Origin of the sequence: Rhizobium sp. Root1204 (assembly GCF_001424965.1) — a bacterium.
Lineage (GTDB): Bacteria > Pseudomonadota > Alphaproteobacteria > Rhizobiales > Rhizobiaceae > Pararhizobium.
The window spans coordinates 41,964-62,689 of the sequence record NZ_LMCZ01000017.1 but is presented as its reverse complement, the minus strand read 5'-3'; the positions used below and the strand labels follow the sequence as shown (position 1 = coordinate 62,689).

23 protein-coding genes are annotated in these 20,726 nt (G+C 53.2%); 12 read left to right on the top strand and 11 right to left on the bottom strand.

The genetic code is table 11. The features are described from left to right. Positions 1-109: 109 nt before the first annotated feature. The 3 genes from ASC96_RS16725 to ASC96_RS16715 all read left to right on the top strand — a co-directional run bounded on the left by ASC96_RS16725 (position 110) and on the right by ASC96_RS16715 (position 2,062). A complete protein-coding gene (locus ASC96_RS16725; protein ID WP_060504273.1) occupies positions 110-505 on the top strand; it encodes an Ohr family peroxiredoxin in 396 nt (131 codons plus the stop codon). A 92-nt stretch (positions 506-597) separates the two neighbouring features. Then, positions 598-1,611, top strand: a complete 1,014-nt coding sequence (locus tag ASC96_RS16720) for a DUF3095 family protein (protein WP_060504272.1) — start codon at positions 598-600, stop codon at positions 1,609-1,611. A 55-nt stretch (positions 1,612-1,666) separates the two neighbouring features. After that, positions 1,667-2,062 (top strand): cupin domain-containing protein, encoded by a 396-nt coding sequence (locus tag ASC96_RS16715; RefSeq protein WP_060504271.1) that lies wholly within the window; start codon positions 1,667-1,669, stop codon positions 2,060-2,062. 89 nt (positions 2,063-2,151) lie between these two features. Here the strand turns inward: ASC96_RS16715 and ASC96_RS16710 are convergent, their stop codons facing one another. Continuing rightward, a complete protein-coding gene (locus ASC96_RS16710) occupies positions 2,152-2,535 on the bottom strand; it encodes a hypothetical protein (protein WP_060504270.1) in 384 nt (127 codons plus the stop codon). Between the two features lie 214 nt (positions 2,536-2,749). After that, positions 2,750-2,947 carry a hypothetical protein gene (locus ASC96_RS16705; RefSeq protein ID WP_060504269.1) on the bottom strand — a complete coding sequence of 66 codons (198 nt, stop codon included), beginning with the start codon at positions 2,945-2,947 and terminating at the stop codon, positions 2,750-2,752. Between the two features lie 241 nt (positions 2,948-3,188). Here ASC96_RS16705 and ASC96_RS16700 point away from each other — a divergent pair, with 241 nt between their 5' ends. After that, positions 3,189-3,425 carry a hypothetical protein gene (locus ASC96_RS16700; RefSeq protein WP_060504268.1) on the top strand — a complete coding sequence of 79 codons (237 nt, stop codon included), beginning with the start codon at positions 3,189-3,191 and terminating at the stop codon, positions 3,423-3,425. Here the strand turns inward: ASC96_RS16700 and ASC96_RS16695 are convergent. Further along, complete coding sequence (locus ASC96_RS16695; protein WP_082512125.1) at positions 3,414-3,893, bottom strand: HD domain-containing protein; 480 nt, start codon at positions 3,891-3,893, stop codon at positions 3,414-3,416. The two genes, ASC96_RS16700 and ASC96_RS16695, sit on opposite strands and share 12 nt — an antisense overlap. A 393-nt stretch (positions 3,894-4,286) precedes the next feature. Here ASC96_RS16695 and ASC96_RS16690 point away from each other — a divergent pair, with 393 nt between their 5' ends. The 3 genes from ASC96_RS16690 (at position 4,287) to ASC96_RS16680 (ending at position 5,867) form a co-directional block, all read left to right on the top strand. Beyond that, on the top strand, positions 4,287-4,895 hold the full coding sequence (locus tag ASC96_RS16690) for a hypothetical protein (protein WP_060504267.1): 609 nt from the start codon (positions 4,287-4,289) through the stop codon (positions 4,893-4,895). Next, entirely contained in the window at positions 4,886-5,431 is a 546-nt protein-coding gene (locus ASC96_RS16685) for a hypothetical protein (protein WP_060504266.1), read from the top strand. Before ASC96_RS16690 ends, ASC96_RS16685 begins: the two co-directional genes overlap by 10 nt. 103 nt (positions 5,432-5,534) lie before the next feature. Continuing rightward, positions 5,535-5,867: a hypothetical protein gene (locus ASC96_RS16680; RefSeq protein ID WP_156397573.1), complete on the top strand. Its 333-nt coding sequence runs from the start codon at positions 5,535-5,537 to the stop codon at positions 5,865-5,867. 58 nt (positions 5,868-5,925) lie between these two features. On the opposite strand, the gene ASC96_RS16675 is transcribed toward ASC96_RS16680, so the two are convergent. Then, entirely contained in the window at positions 5,926-6,855 is a 930-nt protein-coding gene (locus ASC96_RS16675; RefSeq protein ID WP_060504264.1) for an AraC family transcriptional regulator, read from the bottom strand. A 93-nt stretch (positions 6,856-6,948) separates the two neighbouring features. Between ASC96_RS16675 and ASC96_RS16670 the strand changes: the two genes are divergently transcribed. The 3 genes from ASC96_RS16670 to ASC96_RS16660 all read left to right on the top strand — a co-directional run bounded on the left by ASC96_RS16670 (position 6,949) and on the right by ASC96_RS16660 (position 9,542). Next, entirely contained in the window at positions 6,949-7,911 is a 963-nt protein-coding gene (locus ASC96_RS16670; protein ID WP_060504263.1) for an SDR family NAD(P)-dependent oxidoreductase, read from the top strand. A 168-nt stretch (positions 7,912-8,079) separates the two neighbouring features. After that, positions 8,080-8,817 (top strand): hypothetical protein, encoded by a 738-nt coding sequence (locus ASC96_RS16665; protein WP_156397570.1) that lies wholly within the window; start codon positions 8,080-8,082, stop codon positions 8,815-8,817. A gap of 452 nt (positions 8,818-9,269) precedes the next feature. Continuing rightward, complete coding sequence (locus ASC96_RS16660; protein WP_060504261.1) at positions 9,270-9,542, top strand: hypothetical protein; 273 nt, start codon at positions 9,270-9,272, stop codon at positions 9,540-9,542. 160 nt (positions 9,543-9,702) lie between these two features. Here ASC96_RS16660 and ASC96_RS16655 read toward each other — a convergent pair whose 3' ends face one another. The 3 genes from ASC96_RS16655 to ASC96_RS16645 form a co-directional block, all read right to left on the bottom strand. Further along, positions 9,703-10,353 carry a response regulator gene (locus ASC96_RS16655; protein ID WP_060504284.1) on the bottom strand — a complete coding sequence of 217 codons (651 nt, stop codon included), beginning with the start codon at positions 10,351-10,353 and terminating at the stop codon, positions 9,703-9,705. Between the two features lie 62 nt (positions 10,354-10,415). After that, the gene (locus tag ASC96_RS33850; protein ID WP_060504260.1) at positions 10,416-11,195 is read right to left on the bottom strand and encodes a hypothetical protein; all 780 of its coding nucleotides are present in this window, start codon (positions 11,193-11,195) and stop codon (positions 10,416-10,418) included. Between the two features lie 189 nt (positions 11,196-11,384). Beyond that, entirely contained in the window at positions 11,385-11,795 is a 411-nt protein-coding gene (locus tag ASC96_RS16645) for an EF-hand domain-containing protein (RefSeq protein ID WP_060504259.1), read from the bottom strand. Positions 11,796-12,077: 282 nt separating this feature from the next. Here ASC96_RS16645 and ASC96_RS16640 point away from each other — a divergent pair, with 282 nt between their 5' ends. Further along, entirely contained in the window at positions 12,078-12,725 is a 648-nt protein-coding gene (locus tag ASC96_RS16640; protein WP_060504283.1) for a response regulator transcription factor, read from the top strand. Positions 12,726-12,944: 219 nt separating this feature from the next. Further along, positions 12,945-15,128, top strand: coding sequence for a PAS domain-containing protein (locus ASC96_RS16635; RefSeq protein WP_244482109.1), 2,184 nt, complete (start codon positions 12,945-12,947; stop codon positions 15,126-15,128). Positions 15,129-15,689: 561 nt separating this feature from the next. Here ASC96_RS16635 and ASC96_RS16630 read toward each other — a convergent pair. From ASC96_RS16630 to ASC96_RS16615, 4 genes are read right to left on the bottom strand one after another with little or no spacing between them, the layout of a single operon-like run. Further along, the gene (locus tag ASC96_RS16630; protein WP_060504257.1) at positions 15,690-16,679 is read right to left on the bottom strand and encodes an ABC transporter permease; all 990 of its coding nucleotides are present in this window, start codon (positions 16,677-16,679) and stop codon (positions 15,690-15,692) included. A gap of 3 nt (positions 16,680-16,682) precedes the next feature. After that, the gene (locus ASC96_RS16625; protein WP_082512122.1) at positions 16,683-17,537 is read right to left on the bottom strand and encodes an ABC transporter permease; all 855 of its coding nucleotides are present in this window, start codon (positions 17,535-17,537) and stop codon (positions 16,683-16,685) included. 26 nt (positions 17,538-17,563) lie between these two features. Beyond that, a complete protein-coding gene (locus ASC96_RS16620) occupies positions 17,564-19,105 on the bottom strand; it encodes an ABC transporter ATP-binding protein (protein ID WP_060504256.1) in 1,542 nt (513 codons plus the stop codon). Positions 19,106-19,139: 34 nt separating this feature from the next. After that, positions 19,140-20,690 carry an ABC transporter substrate-binding protein gene (locus tag ASC96_RS16615; protein ID WP_060504281.1) on the bottom strand — a complete coding sequence of 517 codons (1,551 nt, stop codon included), beginning with the start codon at positions 20,688-20,690 and terminating at the stop codon, positions 19,140-19,142. Between the last annotated feature and the right edge of the window lie 36 nt (positions 20,691-20,726).

The following is a 20,726-nucleotide window of genomic DNA, read 5'->3' as shown; positions in this document are numbered from 1 at the left end:
CTTCTGCCATGCAAATCTCCAGTTAGTCCTGGAAACCTTCTCGCACACGCAGCAAGCCTCAAAATATAGCCAATCCAATGGGGCGGAGACGGCGCTTACGGATTTCGCTATGACCAACAAAGTTCTCTTTACTGGCAAGACACACAACACCAATGGCCGCGACGGTGGAACGCGCAGCAGCGACGGCTTTCTGGACCTTAAGATGAAGCAGCCGCATCCGGCCGCCGAAAACCTGTTCGGTGCCGCTTGGTCGGCCTGCTACATGGGTGCCATCGAAGTTGCCGCCTCGCAGAGACAGATCAAGCTGCCAGCGGGCACAGCAGTCGATGCCGAAATCGATCTGAACGCCGACGATGGCGTTTACTTTCTGAGCGCTCGTCTCAATGTCAGCGTGCCGGACATCGATCCTGTGATCGCTCGCGAGCTGATCGCGGCCGCTCACACGATTTGCCCTTACTCCAAGGCAACGCACGGCAACGTCAATGTTGTGACCAACCTCGTCTGAGCATGCTCTCTCGGGTCTGCCCGCATCGGGCAGACCCGACAAATACGTGATCAAGCCATCAATCGTGGCGTGAGAAGCCTGGAGGCAACCCAATGTCCAAGTTCCAAACGCATGACCGCCCATACCATGACTTCGCCGCTCTGCTTGACACGGCAATCTACCAACCACTCCCTGACGAGTGGTTTGTCGGGATAACCGATGTGGTTGATTCCACCTCGGCGGTGATTGCGGGTCGCTACAAGGACGTCAATTTCGCGGGCGCATCCGCAATCGCAGCGCTCGGGAACGCCTGGGACAGTTTCGACTTCCCATTCGTCTTTCGCGGCGATGGTGCCGCATTCGCCCTTCATCCCGTTAGGTTGGAAACGGCGACATTGGCGCTCCGGCAGACAGTCCAGTACGTCCGCGAGGTCTTTCAACTCGACCTGCGGGCAGGCTTGGTCTCGGTAAAAGACATCCGAGCGGCCGGAAGTGATGTCAGGACTGCCCAATACTCGGCCTCCAAGACCGCTATATACGCAATGTTTGCTGGCGGGGGACTGAATTGGGCGGATCGGCAGATTAAGGCCGGAAAATATGCGATAGAGCAAAATCTCATGCACGAGGCCCCGGACCTAAATGGGCTCACATGCGAGTGGGCCCCAATTCCCAGCCAGAGTGGCGAGATACTGTCCCTGCTGGTCGAGCCCGTCGACCACACAAAGTCAGCGGTGTTCACGGCCTTGGCAAGACAAATCCTGGCTGTGTTCGATGAACCCGACCGCCGCTCGCACCCCGTGCCTAACGATATCGTCATTACCAGGGATGTCGCCGAGTATCTTGGCGGCGGAGACTGGGCAGATGTCGTCTCGAATTCCGATTATCGGAGATATGACGATGTTCTGCGCCTGACATTGGATTGCACGGCCCACCAAATCGAAATGGTCGAGAAGCTCCTTGTCAGGGCCAGAGATCGTGGAGACGTCAGGTTTGGCCTGCACCGGCAAACCCATGCCCTTATGACCTGCCTGGTTCCATCCGGCAATAAAGGGTCCCATCTCCATTTCCTCGACGGAATGGGTGGTGGGTACACAAAGGCCGCAGAGATGCTGGGATCGAGCCCTTAAGTTCACTAGAGCCCCGATAACATAACAGCAAGGTCAGTCACGAAAGGACACCTTCATGAAAACGCGTCACAACATCACCTGTGCATTGGTTTTGATCGCAACCGCATCTGCCTCGCCCGCCGCTAGCGCCCAACAATTACAGCGCACCGACCTGCTCAAGAATGACATCGGGGTTGCTGGCTACGAAATTGTGCAAGTGCGCGTCGATTTTACCCCTGGCCAGCTTGCCCCGAAACATTCGCATCCCGGAGAAGAAGTCGCTTATGTGCTCAAAGGTACGCTGCAGTACGAACTTGAGGGGCGAAAATCCGTGACCCTTTCCGTCGGGCAATCACTGTTTATACCTGCGGGTGTTATTCATTCAGCCAGGAATGTTGGTACCGGCAAGGCATCGGAGCTTGCGACGTACGTGGTCCGCAAAGGGGAAGCGCTCGTTGCGCCTGCGAAATGAGCTTATCTCATTCGCGTGAATATCCGCATAGAAACGGAATCCCGTACTGAGGGTGGGATCGCGGTCGTTGGAACGCGATCCCGTGAAGTTCATTCAGACGGCACTTGTTCGGCAGTTACGCTCGAACCACCCACCATGTTGGCAATGCCATCGGCGAGAACGCGTTTCCGCACCAAAACCTGCATTACGCGAGCGGCGGTGGAGAAGCTCATTTGATCAAGCGGGCCTTCGCCTTTCCACGGCTTGGTCAGTCGTTCGGTGATTGCTGTGGACAGGTTCAATGGTACGATGTCGTCGCAGTCTCGCATGGCCTCGAAAACAAGGCTGATCGGAGTGATCCGGCCTTCGACCGTCACGAGCGGTTCTGTCAGTCCCGTGTCCCATTCTTCAAAGGCGTAGAGCGCCTCACGGAACGCTTGTTGAAGGGTGATCGGCGCATGTCCGTTGAAAAGTGGCGGCAAGGCATTCGTCATGTCTGTCTCCTCTTATGGATTAAGCCAGTTCCTTCCAATCGGCGGGAAATAACGAAAAACGAGTAAACCCTCTGGTCCTCCCAACCGAATACACAACAGATTCTATAGTGTTACTGTCGCGCTTGCGAGCAAAAACTTTCTACAGCTCACAGGACAATCGACGAAAAACCCGGCTGCTTGGCCGGGTCTCTAACACGGTCGGTTGTGAGCCCGGTTAGTGCGTCGTGCTGTTGATGAGGGCATCAATCAGTTTGATCTGCGAGCGATTGCCGCGTTTGTATTCGCTGATCAATATCTTGGCTTCCGCAGTTGCGTCCCGGCGTAAGATGCGATTCTGAAAGCACCATGCGTCCAGAACGGTCTGCAGCATGGTAAGGTCGTTTGGCGGTATTGCGGTATCGGAAATATGCATCATTTTCCTCCCAAGGAACTGACACTATTGGCGGAACGCCGCCTCCTCGCGACTTCCGGCAGAGCATCCTGAGCCAAAACTAACAGCGGCGCAAGACGGATTCATGACGGGTTCCGTGAGGTACGTACCCGATTTTCGCGGTCACGGGATGGGCGTGTCATTTCCTGTTTCAACCGCAGCTTTCGCATGCTGGAACTGATCTTGTCGCCTCCGAATTCTTTGCGAAAACGGAGGATTTCGCATGATAAAAGCACCAAATGAAAATCCGAAGGATGACAATTTGGAATGTCAGGAGGCGCTGGAGCCATCATTTCTGGCGGTGATTGATGAAGCTGTCAAAGCCGGATGGTCGCGCGAACAGGTGATAAAGTCTCTCGGTGACCTGGTCGACAATCTCTGGTTTGATGACCAAGCGTTTCCCGATGATCCCAGCGTGGAGAAGAAGGCGGAGTTACCCGCTGTGGGGTCATTCAGTTAAGCCGCCCTGTCCGTCGCTGGTCCGGTCGGCATCCTGAACATGCCTGTTGTGGGCCGGTTCGGCGCTACCGGTCTCGCTCAACGTTTTTAAGCCCTCGACATACTTCGCGGGATCGAGCCCACTTGCCTCGGCCTGGTCAAGATTGTCTTTCAGATCGGCTTCCGTCACGGGTCTAGCGAGACGCGCCGCACGGCGCACAAAGTCTTCCTCGTTTTCGTCCTCCCGCTTCGTCAGGGCGTCGACAGCCGAGACGATTAAGTCAGAGAAACCCTCGACTTTAAGTCGCTCAATCGACCGACCCTCGCTCTTTTCCACGACATCATGCAGATAGGCTACCGTCTTCTCAGCAATGGTGGAAACCGCCGCTGCTACGCGGTTGCAATGAAGAAAATAGGGCTCTCCTGTTTTATCGTTCTGCCCCGCATGCGCCTCCAGTGCGATTTCAATGGCCCGGTCGAGTTCGTGCATCATTGCCTTCCCCGTTCTTGTGCGTTGGCTTGAAGAATATCGGCCAGATGGGCTTTGCCTTCAAGAACTGAGGCGATTCGCCGGGTGTCTCGACACGATATCGGATGGCAGTCTCATTTTAAAAAAGATCACCGAAATAGACCAAACATAACCCCCGACAATTCGCAAAAAGGGCCGTCTTCGGCGGCTGAAGACGGCCCAATAGCGGATCAGCGATCCGCGCGGCTCGGCGCAGGGGAAACGCCGAGTTCATCGCAGTTGCCCGGGAGGAGATCGTGGGCAACGACACCAACTTAACGGCGCTGGCTCTGGAAGATAGGTGCACTTAAGTATGCTAACACCGCCGGATGCTCTGAGATATCGTCCATTTCAGTATAGCTCCGGGATTAGAAGATGTTTCAGGTTAGTTGTTTTCAGAGATTGCTGACCATCCTAAGTAGAACGCGTACTGACCTCCAGTATTTTAATGCCAACGAAAATTTCGACGAAGGTTGTGCTGGACGCGAACAATTTTTCGCACGCGAGTTCGACGGTATTTCCGTAAGTGATGCCAGCGCGCCGAATGCAGAGGAGCAGTCGAATCTTATTGGGTATGCACTCCAGGCAGTCGCTGACGAATTCTCTCTGGCCGCTGCGAAAGTGGGCTTGCCAGAAAACCTCCTTGAGAACTGGTCATGTAATGATTTGGAAATGGCCTTGTCCCCGACAGGCTACTTTCTAGTTTTGCGACCTCGCGACTACCGAAATGCGCAGTCAATTGATGATCTGACGATTTCTGAGGTCCTCCGGGACCCCTTAATCCGCCTATTAAATATCGCAGACGGTATTGAGACTGCCACCTTTGCAAATCTACTTGAGACCGCGTCAAATGCGCTGGCAGGTCGGGACAATCCGCAACCTGATGCCAATCGAACCGGCAAGCATCCAGTTTTCCAACCGGTGGCACTGCAAAGCGCAGAACACGCAATGTCTTCTCCTTTGGGGGCACCATCATGCCGATAACCGCTTACAATGACTACATCCAACAACTTCAGATGACTATTCGCCGCAAACGACGTGATCGAGAAGCAAAAGCGCGCATCCAAATCGCTATCTGTCGGAATGGCTATGGCTATCGAAGCGTCGGCTTTTTTGGCGACCCACCTTCAGAAAAGGCCTGGAGCGGTCCCATATCATCGACCGACTGGCAGCCGGACACCGACGAGCGGATGTCAAAGGAAGTTGACCGGTTCTTCGGCCTGCCTCAGATATTCGCGTACTCTGAACGAGCACTCGGTCGCGGTCGCAATCCAGCTTTGATTGCACACTGGGATGCTACGGTGGCGATGTTTGAGATATCCTTCCTAAGCGGGTCTGACATATTTGAGCAGCGCATGATGTTCGCGGGCTTCGAAGACCCAGTCCATGCAGAATTCTCGGTTGAAGTCGATGGCGATATATTAGTCCACGATCACGGAACTGGAACCCATTTTTATGAATGGCGGAAAATTCCGTCACGCACGGAATCTGCCGTTGAACCTGCGATGGTCACGGACTGACTTTAGTCTGGGATTGCCGCTCCAACTTCCCACGCACCTTGCCGTAAAGACGCCGCGCTGATTTCGAGCGTCGAAACGAACAATACCGGAGGATGGAATGCACATGGCTCGGGATCATATTTCAACTTTTTCTCAGTCCCTCGAAAAAGAGGCGATCAATTTATTGAGTGCCCTGAATCCAGAAGTCCAATTTTGGCCAGGACCTACCATCACGATATCGGTGCTGCTTTTCGCGTCCGTCATCTGTTGCGCCCTGGTACTTGGCGGGGTCGTTATCAACACTATCAGCGTACGCAAAGCACGAATACAGCACGAACGTTACGAGAAACGGCTTTCCCTCGCCCATGAGGTCATCAGCCAATACGAAGAGGCGCTCAATCACAGGGAAAAGGGTAGGAGGAACTTAAAATCGGCCAAAATCCTTCCATTTAAATGAAGGTGGAAAAGGGGCTTCGCTTGTAGGAATGTCGCTGGCTCATCAATGCAGTAGCCCTTCAATGCCGAAGCCGCTTCTCAGTCTGTTGAGTACGTCGTCCAGGAGACACGCCGAAAACGCGTTTGAAAGCGGCACCGAAGGCTGCCTCAGAGCTATATCCGACTTGGTCCGCGACCCTTGATATTGATGCATTCGGAACTTGCAATGCGTGTCTCGCCAAGTTCATCCTCCACCGGAGCAGATAGTCGAGAGGCGACAGGCCCACCGCGCGTTTGAATCTTGCAGAGAATTGTGACCGCGAGAGATGGCATTTGAGCGCAAGCTCCTCAAGTCGCCATTGTTTTTTCGCGTCTGAGTGTATGAGATGAAGCGCAGGTCCAATTCTCGGATCGATTAATGCCTGGAGCCATCCCGTGCCGAGGTTGTCTTGCGCAATGCATATTCTGATCATCTCTACGAAAATCATGTGCATGATCTGTTCGCACATCACCTGCTTCCCTGGAGCGTCCTCGTTGACTTCGGTCTCTAACTGCTTGAGCAGCCACTGAACCGTCGTCGCGCCTTTGTTGCCTGACTTCAGCACCAGAAAATTCGGCAATGAGGTTGTGAGTAAATCCATCCCCTCGACGGAGTTCATTCTTCCGCCGATGAACGTCACTCTCGGCATACCGCCATTGTCCAGAACGGCAAAACCATCGGTCGTATCGGCGAATACGTCGGCCGCAGGAATAACGGTGCTATCAAGATCGTTTGTCAAAACGAAACTGAGCGGCCCCCTGATCAAAAAGCAATCCCCCTTTTCCAGAACCAAAGGCGAAGCATCCCCTACGAGGATCAAACACTGCCCCTCGCTGATCGCGTTGAATTTCAGGTCGTCCGCCACTTCGACGGATATTCCCCACCTTCCCGACGCCCTTAGACCTGTTGACAAAACGCCTCGCGCCCTGGTGAGGACCAGGACGTCAGATAGGGGATCAGCGTGGGTCATAGGACGATCTCTACAGAAATTCGGCTTCCTGAACATAGATGTTCTGATCTTAGGCGATAAGATTTGGAATATCAAACTCAGGAGTTCAGAGCCATGACGCACTATCAAATTCCCCTTGAGACAGGTTGGGGGCCAGAAACGCGAGCATTGGATGTAGCAGAGAACATTGATTTGACTGGTAAATTGGTGGTTGTCACAGGCGGCGGGTCGGGATTGGGGCTTGAGACCACTAAGGTCCTTTCTTCAATCGGTGCGAACGTAATCGTAGCGACACGCGATGTAGACAGGGCTCGCACGGCAGTAGCGGATATTCCACGAGTCGAAGTTTTCGAACTTGATCTCCTCGACCCGGACTCCATCGACCGCTTTGCAACGGAGCTTATGGGGTCTGGACGAGCCGTGTCAGTCCTGATCCTAAACGCGGGCGTCATGGCCACCCCCTTGTTTCGTGATAGAGAAGGTAACGAGGGGCAATTTGCAACAAACCACCTTGGCCACTTTCGACTAGCAGTCCGGCTCTGGCCCGCGATGGTTGCTGCCAAGCAATCACGCATTGTGGTTCTGTCTTCCCGAGGTCACATGATCCCAGGTTTCGACCTTCAAGACCTTTCGTTTTCATCTCGAACGTACGACAAGTGGGTTGCATACGGGCAGGCGAAAACGGCGAACGCTTTATTCGCTGTAGCAGCGGATCGCCGAGGAAAAAACCGGGGAATACGGGCATATTCGGTTCATCCCGGATCAATAGTGGGCCCGCTCGCTCGACATCTTTCCGCAGAAGAGATTGCGAGTTTCAACGCCCTTGACGCGGATGGAAACCCTATCATCGATCCTGCGTCTGATCGGAAAAACTTCGCTCAGGGAGCAGCGACAACAGTCTGGTGCGCCACTAGTCCCCTGCTGGCGAGCTTGGGAGGAGTGTACTGCGAAAATTGCAACATCGCTTCGCTTGAGGACGAAAACTCATTCGGCGTCCGACCCTACGCGATAGACATAGAAACCTCTGAGCTGCTTTGGGCAGAGAGCCTTCGTTTAACTCGTTTGAACGACGTCTAGTTACAGCGCTGCGGTTCAGTTCACGAGGCAGGATCGCAGCAAACCTTTGTATAGTTTATGTATCTGTCACAAAAGGTTAGGCTTTCTTAGCTGCGCAAGAGGCTACTGGCCAATCTTGCCGCACGATCAACCTTTGAACAGGTACGGCACGACTTTGTGGGGGTTATTATGACATCGTCATTATCGAATGCAAAATGCACCGGAATGGAAATTACGCTCCCCCGGACGCCAAAAGCCGGACCCGAGTTTTTCGCCACCAATTCTGTGTCTCAGTTAAAAGCTTGGCCTCAGACCGCGCTCTCAGAGCTTGGGGTTTTACCATTTCCAATGCAGTATGACCAAACAACCGACCGCTATACCGTTTCAGGCTGGAGTGCAGTCCTAGCGGACGTGGCGCACGCCCTTTTAGAGGCGGATGAAGTCGTGATTACCGGCAATCACGAATTCGCCGAGGAGCTAGACTCGTTACAGATCATCCTGTCGAACTGTATAAGAGCCTCTGTAAAGCTTCATACACCCACACCAATCGCCGATCCCCTGGTCACGGAGACCAGGGCACGAAGAGTATCAATAGTTATCGGTGTCAGCTTACCGGTTCCCGCCACGACAAGCCTCAGTGGTTATGAGCTGGTGGTATGCATGTGCGACACCCCCTCCGCTGCGATGTTCAGCTCGCCGAGCCACGCAATCGCGCTACCCGTCACATCCGATGGCTGGAGATTGTCTCATGTCGCGTTCCATCGGCTGCTCGACATCGAGTCAGAGCAGAGTGCCTCATATCATTACGAAGAGCTTTTCGAGGATACATCCCTGTTGTCGCGCCCACTGTGTTCGGTTATCGCCCGTCTTCTGCGACAAGTGAAAATCCAAAGGGAATCAAACTCGCTGCGAGCCCTGACACGTTGACATCGCTCGTGCTTTCGCCGGTTCTGACAAGAGGTTGACCTGACCCCCAATCGACAATGGTGGCAGAGCAGTGCAAACTTTTCGATTGTTTGTGCAAGGGATGCCGCAACCCCGTCAGCAGCGGCAAAGGCATAATGTGTGCGTCTTTACGAGGACATTTAATCACCAGCAAAACAGACGCTATACCCCCAAGATGGCTCAGCATCGCAAATTCCCGAGGGCGTCCTTCCATCTGAAAGTCCGCCAAGATGCAATCGACCTAAGCTAGCCGCCAGTTTGGAAAAATTCGTCCCTGATACGGAGCCGCTCGCCACTATCGTAAATGGCCACAGGCCGATACGGATCAACGAGTCGCTGCCGTGGGCATCTAAAAAGGACGTCAAGCAAGCCGCTTGACGGGTTCAGCTCCATTGGCATATTCGTCGTCGTGATACAGAAGCTGGACGCGCTAAATGATTGAAGACGACGAACCCAATCTGGTGACCTCTGGCAAAAGTAAGAGGATCGTCGTTGATGGCTTTCCCTTCTCCATCGACATCTTCCGACTGGAAACCGATACGACATGGACGCTTGAGGTGGTCGACCACAACAACACAAGTCACGTCTGGGATGAGCAATTCCAATCCGACGCAGAGGCGCGGGACGTAGCGGTGAAAGCCATTGAGGCAGAGGGTGCCCTTGCATTTATGCGGGGCAACAACGTGATTCCATTCCGTCACGCGTAAACCGACATGCTCTCAAACGGCGCTTAAGCTGATATTTAGGCCTGAGCCTCAAAGTTGGCGGTCTCTCAGAAAGTTTTGGCTTCAACGGCGGTCGGCGACGGTTCATCTGCGCCGACCAAAAATCAGTCAAAATTGTCTCAGACACCACCGAGGTTGTGGGCTAGGTGGAGACTCCAACCCCCGACGCGCTCAAAAAATCATATTTACGGACAATATCAACAATCGATGTAGCCTGCATTTTTCGCATCATTCGGCCTCGGTGAAGCTTCACCATGATCTCGCTAATACTCATCTCATGTGCGATCTGCTTGTTCATGAGACCCTGGCTAACGTACTTGAGCACCTCGGTCTCCCGGGGAGTGAGTTTATCGCTGCAATCTTGAATCTTCTGACGAAAAGCACCTTTAACTCGATTTTTTTCGTCATACTCAATGGCCTTGTCTGTAGCCTGAATTACCGCGTTGCTGCTGAAGGGCTTGAGAAGGAAATCAAATGCGCCAGCCTTCATCGCTGTCACGCTAACTGAAACATTGCCGTTTCCCGTCATGAAGATAATAGGGAGCTGGCTACCAATTTCGGCAAGCCTCTCCTGCATTTCTAACCCTGTCATGCCGGGCATCTGGACATCAAGTAGGATACAGCCTCGATCACGAGCATCAACGTTTGCTAAAAAGTCTGCTGCGCTTTTAAAGGTCACTGCTTTACGCTGCATCGATTCAAACAAATTGACCAGAGATGAGCCTAAATGCTCCTCATCATCAACAATATAGATTGTGGGCGCTCGCTCCAAAGATTGGCTGGAATTTGGCATGATAACCTCCAAGATTGTCTGCTGGCAAAGCTCGCCCTCGTATTGGCCCCAAGGGCTCAGGATCAGGCGGCACGGCAAGATAACGGCAGAACTATTGAGTACCAGGTGATGGGTTCAGTTTGAATTCGGTTCAAGATGCCACCATGTGCGGCGACGATGGCATCACAGGACTCAAGATAGGCTTTCTCTTCGAGCTGCTGTCCAGTGCCGAACAGTTCTACCTTTGGGTCTCCCGTTCCGTAGATTGACTGCCTACGCGGATTTCTCGCTGCGACGGTGATAAAGACATGGCCGTCCCTGCGGCAAGTTTCGATTCTAAGTTCACACGGGTGCAGTGTGGACGTGTTTAGTTTTCTTATGACAACAACTAACAGCGTCACCAAAAGCTGTTGGAGCAACGCCCTGTCCCCAAATACCAGCAATCCAGGCTCGCTAGACGAGAACGAGACCTTCACTCCGTTGGAAATGCTTTCGCAGCCCACAACTTGAATGGAGGTTGCTATAACTTCGTTGATATCTTGATCGGACGGAAAAGGTGTCCTTTGGGGATCAGATTGGTCGATCTTGGAGACCACCTCGTTTGCCCAGTGGACGCATTCTAATATTCGGTCGAGCAGAAGCCGAATCTTCGGTGCGTCTGCATGAGGCTGAGCGAGCAGATGACGGCCAGTTGCACAGTCTGTCGCGATAACTGCAAGCGGTTGACGAAGATCAAGGGTAATGGATGAGGCTATCTGGCTCAGCGTTACGAGGCTCGCCGTCCGCGTTGTCTCTCTTTTAAGCGTCGCCAACGCAGAGATTATATTGGTTTTTTGCCGCTTAACATAGCCTGTCGCGTCCATCACCCTCTCCATGATAACCACTAAGCCGACTTAAGAACGGTCGAACTTCGATTTTTCGTAAAGAGATTACAGCCTTCACTCGGAGCGTCTAGCTGGCTCGGAGAACAGTCTACCTGTGCTTTGGTCTAGTCGTTTGCTTCTGTGTAGAGACGAAGGCCTCCAACCGAAACCGGTCGAAGGCCCAGAGTTTTACCGTATAGGCTTGCTGAAATGACCCACAGATACGCTCACAACAGAGGAGAACCCTTCTTTAAATTCCTCCTTGGAGAGACGGCCTTTTCCCTCCTTGTCAAATTCGCTCCATCTCCGCTCCACGTCCGCCTGGTCCGGCACGTAACCGTCTGAGCGCGGCTTCAAACTGTTGTCGATGTACTCCTGCTTATCAACAAAGCCATCACCATTAGAATCATTACGGTCGAAGGCACTTTGCGCCAACTTAGCCTGTAACGCGGCTGCGATTGAATTATCGGAAGCGCTGCCACCGACGCCTCGGATAGAAGGCCCAGATGGCCGCTGCCCACCCCCATCAGCTAGGTTGTCGTTCTTCGTTCGTGGCAGAAAGAGTTGATATACTGAGTCAGAGCCAGACCCGATCCTCATGGAACACTCCAATGCTAACGGAAATAATTGCAACCCACGAATGCATCCTTAGGCTTGCGTCAAGCTGTCCTAGAATCTGGATGATTGAAACCTATTCGCCCGGACCATTTACCCGTTGGGTTTGTCACCCAGTGAAACACCTGACCCGCAACAATACGGTAAAAACCCACGAATGCAGCCAAATTCCCGTGGCATAGTCTTCAAACCGGAGAGGATTTATTGTACTATTTTTCGATTACGGGTTCTCAAGGAAAGGCAGTCGTCGGATCAATGGGGGGACACATGACTCTCATGGGAGAGATGAAGGTCAAAAATCCAATTGCGATTTTGGTCGATGATGACGTTGCTGTATGCGAGTCACTTGGAAACCTTTTGAATTCTGTCGGCATCGATGCCGTTACGTATTCTTCAGGGCACGCTTTTCTCAGCGAACCTCTGCCAGATCGGCCAGCATGCCTCATTCTTGACGTGAGAATGCCGGGGCTTAGCGGCCTCGATTTGCAAACCCATTTAACACGAAATGGTGTCTCCACCCCTATCGTGTTTTTGACTGCCCATGGCGACATCGCAATGAGCGTTCAAGCGATGAAAGCTGGCGCGCAAGATTTTTTGACTAAACCAGTTCGAGAACAAACTTTTCTGGACGCTGTATCGAAGGCAATCGCCATCGACATTAGTCAGCGCGAGCTGGCCAACACATTCAACAAGTATGTTGCGTTGTTTGAAACCCTGTCGTCCCGAGAGCGGGAAGTGCTCCGAATGGTGGTAGCAGGGGAATTGAACAAGCAGATTTCTCACGCTCTGAAGATACAAGAAGTCACGGTCAAGCTTCATAGAAGTAATGGCATGAAAAAAATGCAAGTTACCTCGTTTGCTCAGCTCTTTAGTGCCTGGCAGTCGCTGCCGTCAGAACTTCGCGGTCAGTTGTAGCACCTTCCGCCTTTTAGCCTCCCTCCCCTCTAAGTCGCCTATCTATCCTTTGGGATAGTCGATTTTGTGCGATCTTAATGTAAACTCGGAAAAAATGTTCGGGACATTTGAGTGGGGACTACCGTGGCCGTTTCCTGGGCTTTCAACCACATCGCAACGTCGAAAGGTCGGCGCTGTTTAGTATACGTTATCGGGTTCTCAGGAACCGTTTTGACATTCGTGCTGTCTGATCCGACTGCAATGTTGGTCACGGTCGCTGCGACGTGCTTGCTAGCGAAATGTCGCCACGCGATCCCTACCCTCTTGGCAATTTTCTTTGCGACGGCGTGCTTTTTAAATTCTCCGTTTTATGACGGCGTGGAGCCGACCGAGCGCCTTTTTGGGTTTGGTGCCAGCGCCATTTGCCTGGCAATGCTAATGAAGCTTGCGAACGCGAAGACTCTGTTCGACCGGGTCTATGAAACGGTTCAGCCGAATATCGAGGACATACCTGGCTTTGGATGGTCGGCCTACGCTGACGGTCGCCTTAGGTTTCTAAATCCAAAGGCTCTAAACTATGTCGGCGTCACCGCCGCCGAAATGAGTGCGATATCCAAGATAGACAATCACTCGTGGTGGAGCAAATTTGTGCATCCCGAGGATCGCGACGGTTGCATGGACCGCTGGGATCACAGCCTACGCACTGGCGAACCAATCTTCGAGGAACAGCGCGTCAGACGACATGACGGCACTTACCGCTGGATGCGAGACGCCGCGATAGCATCTCGCGATGAAAATGGGCACATTGTGGCTTGGTTCGCAACAACGGTTGATATCGATGATCAACGCAAAGCTGAAGCGGCGTTGCTGGACAGCCAAACTCAGCTTCAACAGATGATCGACACGGTTCCAGCGTTGATTTGGTGCGCAACTGCAGAAGGGCAACCTTCCTATATAAACACTCCCCTCAGAATCTGGACTGGTATTCCACTAGAGTCGACGAACCCAGGCGACTCGGCCCAGTTTGCTAAGGCAATAATGGCAACGATACATCCTGAGGATCGCGCCATCTGGAAGCAATCCCTTGAGCAGGCGCTGAATAGTGGGCAAGCGTTCGCTCTTCGATACCGTCAACGTCGCCATGATGGTGTTTACCGCTGGATCGATGGGAAGGCGGAGGCTCTCCGTGGTCACGATGGTAGCATCATCCAGTGGTATGGAGTCTGCCTTGATATAAATGATCAAGTCGAAGCAACGGAAGCCGTTCGCAAGAGCGAAAACGAGCTTCGGTTGCTAATTGACACCGTTCCCTCGTTAATCTGGCTTATGACGCCCGAGGGAATGCCGTACTACTTCAACAAGCGGTTTGTGGATTGGTCAGGGCTGTCGGTCGCCTCCGCTCTTCTGGACGGCGATAAGCTGAAAATGGTCGAATTTATACATCCCGAAGATCGAGTTGCAGTCGATAGTGCGATCAAGCAGACGATTGCTGCGGGAAAACCCTTTAGTCACAAGGGACGACTGCGCCGGAAAGACGGCCAATACAGGTGGATGCAGTCCCGAATAGAACCACTCCTCAACGAAGATGGCGAAATAATAAGATGGTACGGAGTGAACCTGGACATTGACGACGAGGTCCGTGCCCAGGAAGCACTCCGGCGGTCCGATGAACGTTTGGCACGCGCCCTCAGAGCGGCGAGCCTTTCGGAACTATCGGTCTCAATTGCGCATGAACTAAATCAACCGCTGCAAGCATTAGTCGCGAACTCTCATGCCTTTAAACGTTGGCTCGACGCTGTTCCACCCAATCTCGACAGAGCGAACAGGACCGCTGAATGGATCGTTCGAGATGCCGATGCAGCTGCGCAAGTCGTCAGCCGTATAAGAGCCCTCTTTGGAAAGGCCGTGTTCCCCAAGCACAAAGTAGACGTAAACGCACTGATCACCGACCTGAGAGATTTAATTACTGACAGACTTATTGCTCAAGCCGTGAAGATTGAAATCGACTTGGACCCGCACGTACCAGCCACAAGCGCGGATCGCGTCCAGCTTGAACAGGTTTTGCTCAACCTTATCAGGAACGCATCTGAAGCCATGCAGGAAAAAACGATTGAGAGACAACTGGTCACGATCTCGTCCCGTGTAAGAGGCGAAATGATTGAGATTGAAGTTCGTGATCGTGGCACGGGTATCATCGACCCAGACAAAATCTTCGAACCGTTCTTCACTACGAAGCAAGATGGGATGGGAATGGGTCTAGCTATTTGCCATTCGATTATTGAGGCTCATCAAGGACAACTGCGAGCAGAAACGCTTCCCGGTGGCGGCGCAGCGGTGACCTTCAGCCTGCCGATCAGGCCGATTGAGGCAAACGATTCCGGCAATCCGGACCCTTGGCCCGAACGGGTCGCTGCATCGGCCTGACTAGACTTAAGTTCGATTCTAACGATGCCTCACGCCATTGGCTTGGTGTCGTCCCGCTGAACCTCTTGAAAAGACGGCTCAGGTGAGCGTGATCCGATAGGCCACAAGCTAGAGCGACCTCAACTATCTCCATATCCAGCGTGAGCAATAGTTCGCGCGCACGCTCTACTCGCTGCTGCATCACGAATGCGTGCGGCGACATACCAGTTCTAATGGAGAAAGCACGCGTGAAATGCCTAGGGCTAAGCCTCACACTGGTTGCCATATCAGCAACACGTATTGGCCCATGCAAATTGTTGTTTACCAGAGCGGCGACCCGCTCCAGCTGCCATTCGCACAAACCCGATCTCATCGCCCTGTCCTCGGTCGGCGGCAATGGCTGCAATGCCTGTCCGTCTGTCTTACCGAGCGTTAACTGGTTCAACCCGCTACGCGGTGTTTGAAAGCTGCACCCCATATCTTAAGCCTTCTTGCTCCCCATCATAACGACACCATCTGCGACGTTGATGCCCAAAATCTAGTGGGCGCAAGAATAGGTAGGCTATGCTTGAGGATAGGTGCTCAAAGCTCGATCCGAGGATCGGCCCACGTTTGGAGGACCTCCGTAAGCAGGCTTACTGCGAGATAGAAGATTCCCAGAACTATCGTTACCCCCAGAACCGCCGGGCTGTCGGCCGTCGCCAAAGACTGAACCATGTAGAAACCGAGGCCTGGCCAACCAAAAACCAGTTCCACGACTAGCAAATTACCAAATAATAGTCTGAACTGTAGTGCGATCATGGCCAGAACGACGGGCGACGAGTTCCTCACAGCGTGGCGAAGAACGACGCGACTTTCGCTAAGCCCCTTCCCTCTCGCAGTTCCAATGTAAGGTTGCCGCATTACGTCAACCAAGGAGCTGCTCATTGTTCGTCCCACTGCGATTGCAATCGGTAGGGCTAAGGCCAACGCCGGAAGTAAAATGTGAGCCAATGCGTCAAAGCTTGCGGCTGGTTCCCCTTTGAGAAGCCCATCCAATATGTTCAAACCCGTCGGGCCAGAAAAATATCGGTCACCCATTCTCCCTGATCCTGGGAGCCAGCCCAATTGGAACCAGAAGGTATAGGCCAGTAGCAGAGCAGTTGCGAAGATAGGAATTGAAGCGGCAACTGTCAGCAAATACTGAAGCGGCCGTGCGTTTTTAAAAATCAGTGGGAGAATTCCGGCCAACGTGGCGAACCCCAAACCGAATGCGAACGCGGCTCCCGACAGCTCAAGCGAGGCCGGAAGCCTTTCTCGAATATCCGCAATGACCGGTTGACGGGTTCGAATCGACGTACCAAGATCACCGTGAACGAGACGAGCCAGAAATCGGCCATACTGCGTGGCAATCGAGTCGTTCAAACCAAGCTCCTGACGCAGTTCTTCCACTCTGGAAAGCGGTGCCATAGGTCCAGCCAACGAGCGCGCAGGGTCTGAGGGAAGAACATTTTGCAGAAAAAAGACAGACAAGGTCATCGCAACTAACACGAGGGTTAGTCCCAACAAACGTCGCAAGAGATAAGCGAACATCCGTTATCTTCCCTGCATTATGGCTCGCAAACCGTCCCCGGACAAATTCGAAAGCAAGCAGATCATGAAAATGGCCACTGCTGGCAGGACCGGAAGCCACCAGAAAACCGTCAGACTGTCGAGAGCGCGGGATGTCATGGCACCGAGTTCAGGAGCTGGTGCGGGCTGCCCCAGCCCAAGAAATGAGATCAGTGACAATGTCATGATGACGTTCGACACATCCAGCGTGGCTGCAACGATTAACGCAGGAATTGCTCCAGGAAGAACATATCGGAACGTCAGACGGGCGCGACCCACACCGGCAACGCGCGCAGCTTCAATATAGGGTCGAGCATTAACCCGGTGGAATTCGTCGCGGGAAATTCGGGCATACCAAGGCCACCAGGCTACGCTCATCGCGATCATTGTATTGATTAATCCTGGGCCAATCGTTGCTATCACGGCGAGTGCGACAAGCGTCGAAGGAAGAACGAGGAAGAAATCGACAATGCGCTGAATGACTGTGTCGAGGCTTCTGCTAACGAGACTTGGAAGCAGACCTATCAACGTTCCGAAAATGAGACAAATGATGACAAAGGCGACCGAGGGAAGCCAGGTGTATTGCAAGCCCAGCAGCACGCGGGAAAACAAGTCGCGTCCAATCTCGTCTGTACCGAACCAATGCTCATCTGAAGGGGAAAGATAGGCAGCCGCAACGCGTGCCTGCGGGTCGAACGGCGTCAGTTGACCAGCAAACAGTGCCGTGGCCGTAACCAATATAATTCCAATCAAACCCACCTGTTCTGGGTAACCAACCGATCTGAATCTCTTGGTAATCGTTCGAATGCCCAACGCTCTTCCGCAAGACAGCTTCGCCATATCTACCTTCCATACCATGACATGTGTCACTCACCGACGTTAGAGGCTGGTAGGAGGGTCGCACTTTTGGTCAAAGACGATGCCGGATGGTCGACCTCCGCAGTCAATTCACCGTCCCGCAAGGTAATCACACGATCAGAGACTCTGTGCGCAATAACCATATCATGCGTGACAAAAAGTACCGCCATCCCGAGACGGGCACGAAGTTCAGCGATGATGTTGAGGGTAGCGACGACATGGGTGGTATCCAACGCGCTCGTCGGCTCATCGCAGAGGAGCAGTTCTGGGGGGACGATTACAGCTCTTGCCAAGGAGACGCGCTGGCACTGTCCCACCGACAGTTCCGATGGGATTGAAGCGAGGACCGTCCGATCAAGACCCACTGACTCCATCGCTGCATCCAGGAAAAAATTACGCCGGTCGGGATCAAGGCGAAGCGGACGAAGGCGCTCTGAAATCTGCTCCCCTACAGTTAGCCACGGAGTCAGAGACGTGACAGGGTCTTGAAATACGACTTGCGGGTTTCGACCGTCGTGACGAATTACCTGACCAGCCGTAGGAGCGAGGAGACCTGCGGCCAATCGCACGAGAGTTGTCTTACCCGATCCGCTGCCCCCGACAAGAGCGACGCTTTCGCCCTTGTCTATGGTCAAATTGATGGAACGCAAGACAGAAGTCTCTTTATAGGTATTGCGCGTCAGTAGCCCTTTCGCAAATGTGAACCAAACGTGCTCGATCTGAAGCACAGCGAACGGAGCAGGTGTCCGCCGCGCTCTCACTGTGGTCAAACCTCCTACGTTAATCGCAGATTGCGCCGCTACCAACTGTTTCGTATGGGGATGTTGAGGGTCTAGCAGTACGTCGTTGCAGTTGCCGATTTCCACGATCTCCCCTCCGCAGAGGACGAGGAGTCGGTCAGCTATCTTCGCTGCCGCACCTAAATTATGAGTAATGAACAGAACTGCGGTGTTACAGTTTTTCGCCAGCTGCCGAATGAGGTCTAAAATTTGAACCTGAAGCGGCGAGTCTAAAGCCGTAGTCGGCTCGTCTGCGATGAGGAGTTTCGGGTGCGCCATCATCGCCATAGCGATACAGGTTCGTTGCCGCTGCCCCCCCGATAGGCAGTGAGGAAGCCTTGCTGCAATGTCCTCCACGTCTCCCAAGCCAACCGCGCGAAGCCACTCAGCGATAAATGTGTCGTCGCATACGACTGACTCTTTAAGTTGCCGTCCTATAGGCATGGTTGGATTTAACGCGCTCAAGGGGTCTTGCGAGATCGAACGGACGATACTTCGGCGGGCTGTCCGAAGCTGAGAGGTTTTTGCACCGACAACTTCCAGTCCGTCCAGTCTGGCAGAACCGCTAATTTTAGGATTGGCCGCGAATGGGATAAGTCCCTGAATGGTAGCTCCAAGTGTGGATTTCCCGGAACCGCTCTCGCCTACAATCGCTAATATCTCGCCTGGCATCACGTCAAAAGTCAGATTGTCGAGGACACGTCTGGAAAATCCGTCCCGGCTCAACGAGACAGATAGGTTTCTCACGGAGAGTATCGGTTCGGCAATCACGTCGGTGTTACCCGCTTTTCAGCCATTGTGACCGTCATCTTCGCACGGTGGCGAAATCAATGGTTCCCCTAGGGAAAACAGCCCTTAACCCCAGGTCCTTTAAACCCCTCGCGTGAACTATGACATCATCAACGTCGACCAATGGGATCACAACACCTTGGTCGAAGTATATCTGACCTGCTCGCTCGAAGAGCTGGTTTCGCTCTGCGACGTTGGTCACGGCACTAGCTTTGTCCACAATAGCATCTGCTCCAGGTACAATCCGTCCGTAGAGGTTGAGAGGAGCATCTTTTGTGAAAAACGCCTTTGCTTGGCTTTCTAAATTGGCTGCATCAGGTGAGGCAATGATAAGCAACATATCTGGAGCTGCATCGTTGCCTTTCATAGCATAGGCAGCACCAGGTGGCATGATGCTTGATGTTGCCTGAATGCCAATCGTGGCTAACTGCGCGATTAATAGATCAGCAATTCGACCGTAGCTTGGATTTGCACTGAAGAGACCGATTGTCAGGGACGTTGGAGTTTTCCCAACCGATGCTTTGGCAACATGGATGTCGGTCGGAAACACAATTGGATGCTGCGGAACGAACAGCGCTTTGGGATAAATAGACGTCGATACGCTGGCGTGATCGCCAAATGCGTCCTTAGCCCACAGGCTTGGGTTAATGACGGTAAGTACGGCGCTGCGGAAACTGGCGTCATCTAGAAGGGACCCGGGTTTCAGGAATGCGTCGAACTGTGTCATGCTCGGGGCCGTTGATACCTCAAGCGAATCCGGAAGACTGTTCAACTGAGCGAACGGGTAGTTCGTGGGAACAGCGTCAATTTTACCGGCTTTCAGCATTAGAATCTGTTGCGCTAGGTCTGGTACCACCGGCAGCTCGATCACGGAAAAGAATGCCCTCTTGCCCCAGTAGTCGTCATTTCTCCGGAGTGTGTAGAGGTCGCCGCGCTTAAATTCTTCCAGTTTGAATGGTCCGGTCCCAACTGCATGATTAGTAAGCCATCCCGTCGCGGCATCGTCGGAATCATGCTCCTTCAACGCCTCCGGACTCAAGATTTTCGGGCCCCATGGACTGGCAAGGCTGTCGAGAAAAGACGGCTGAGGCTTATAAAGTTTGATGCGGACCAACGACCCGCTGACCGCATCCAGAGATTCGACATTTGCGAGTGTATAATTTTGGACGAGTTTTCCGGTTCGACGCCTATCCAAAGACGTCACGACCGCTGCCGCGTTAAGAGCGTTGCCATCGTGGAACTTCACTCCGTCCCTTATTTTAAAGGTGTATGTCAGGCCGTCATTGGAGACTTCCCAGCGGTCTGCCAACTGCCCTACTATGGCCGTCGAACCGGGCTCGTACTCCACGAGCCCTTCGTAGATACTGTCGAGTGCCGCCAATCCCGCGACCTCAAATCCATTGTCGGGATCGAGGGTACTTATATCCGCAGAAAGAGGAACTCTCAGGACCTCCTGAGCGCTGGCAACAGTAACCGGGAACAGTAAAACCAGCGCCAGGATCAGTCGGGCAAGCTTTAGGGGAACCGACTTGCGGTAAGCACATGGAGAAATTCCGAACTGCAGCATTCTAAAATCTATGGCCCCGATGTGTCTATCATCCGC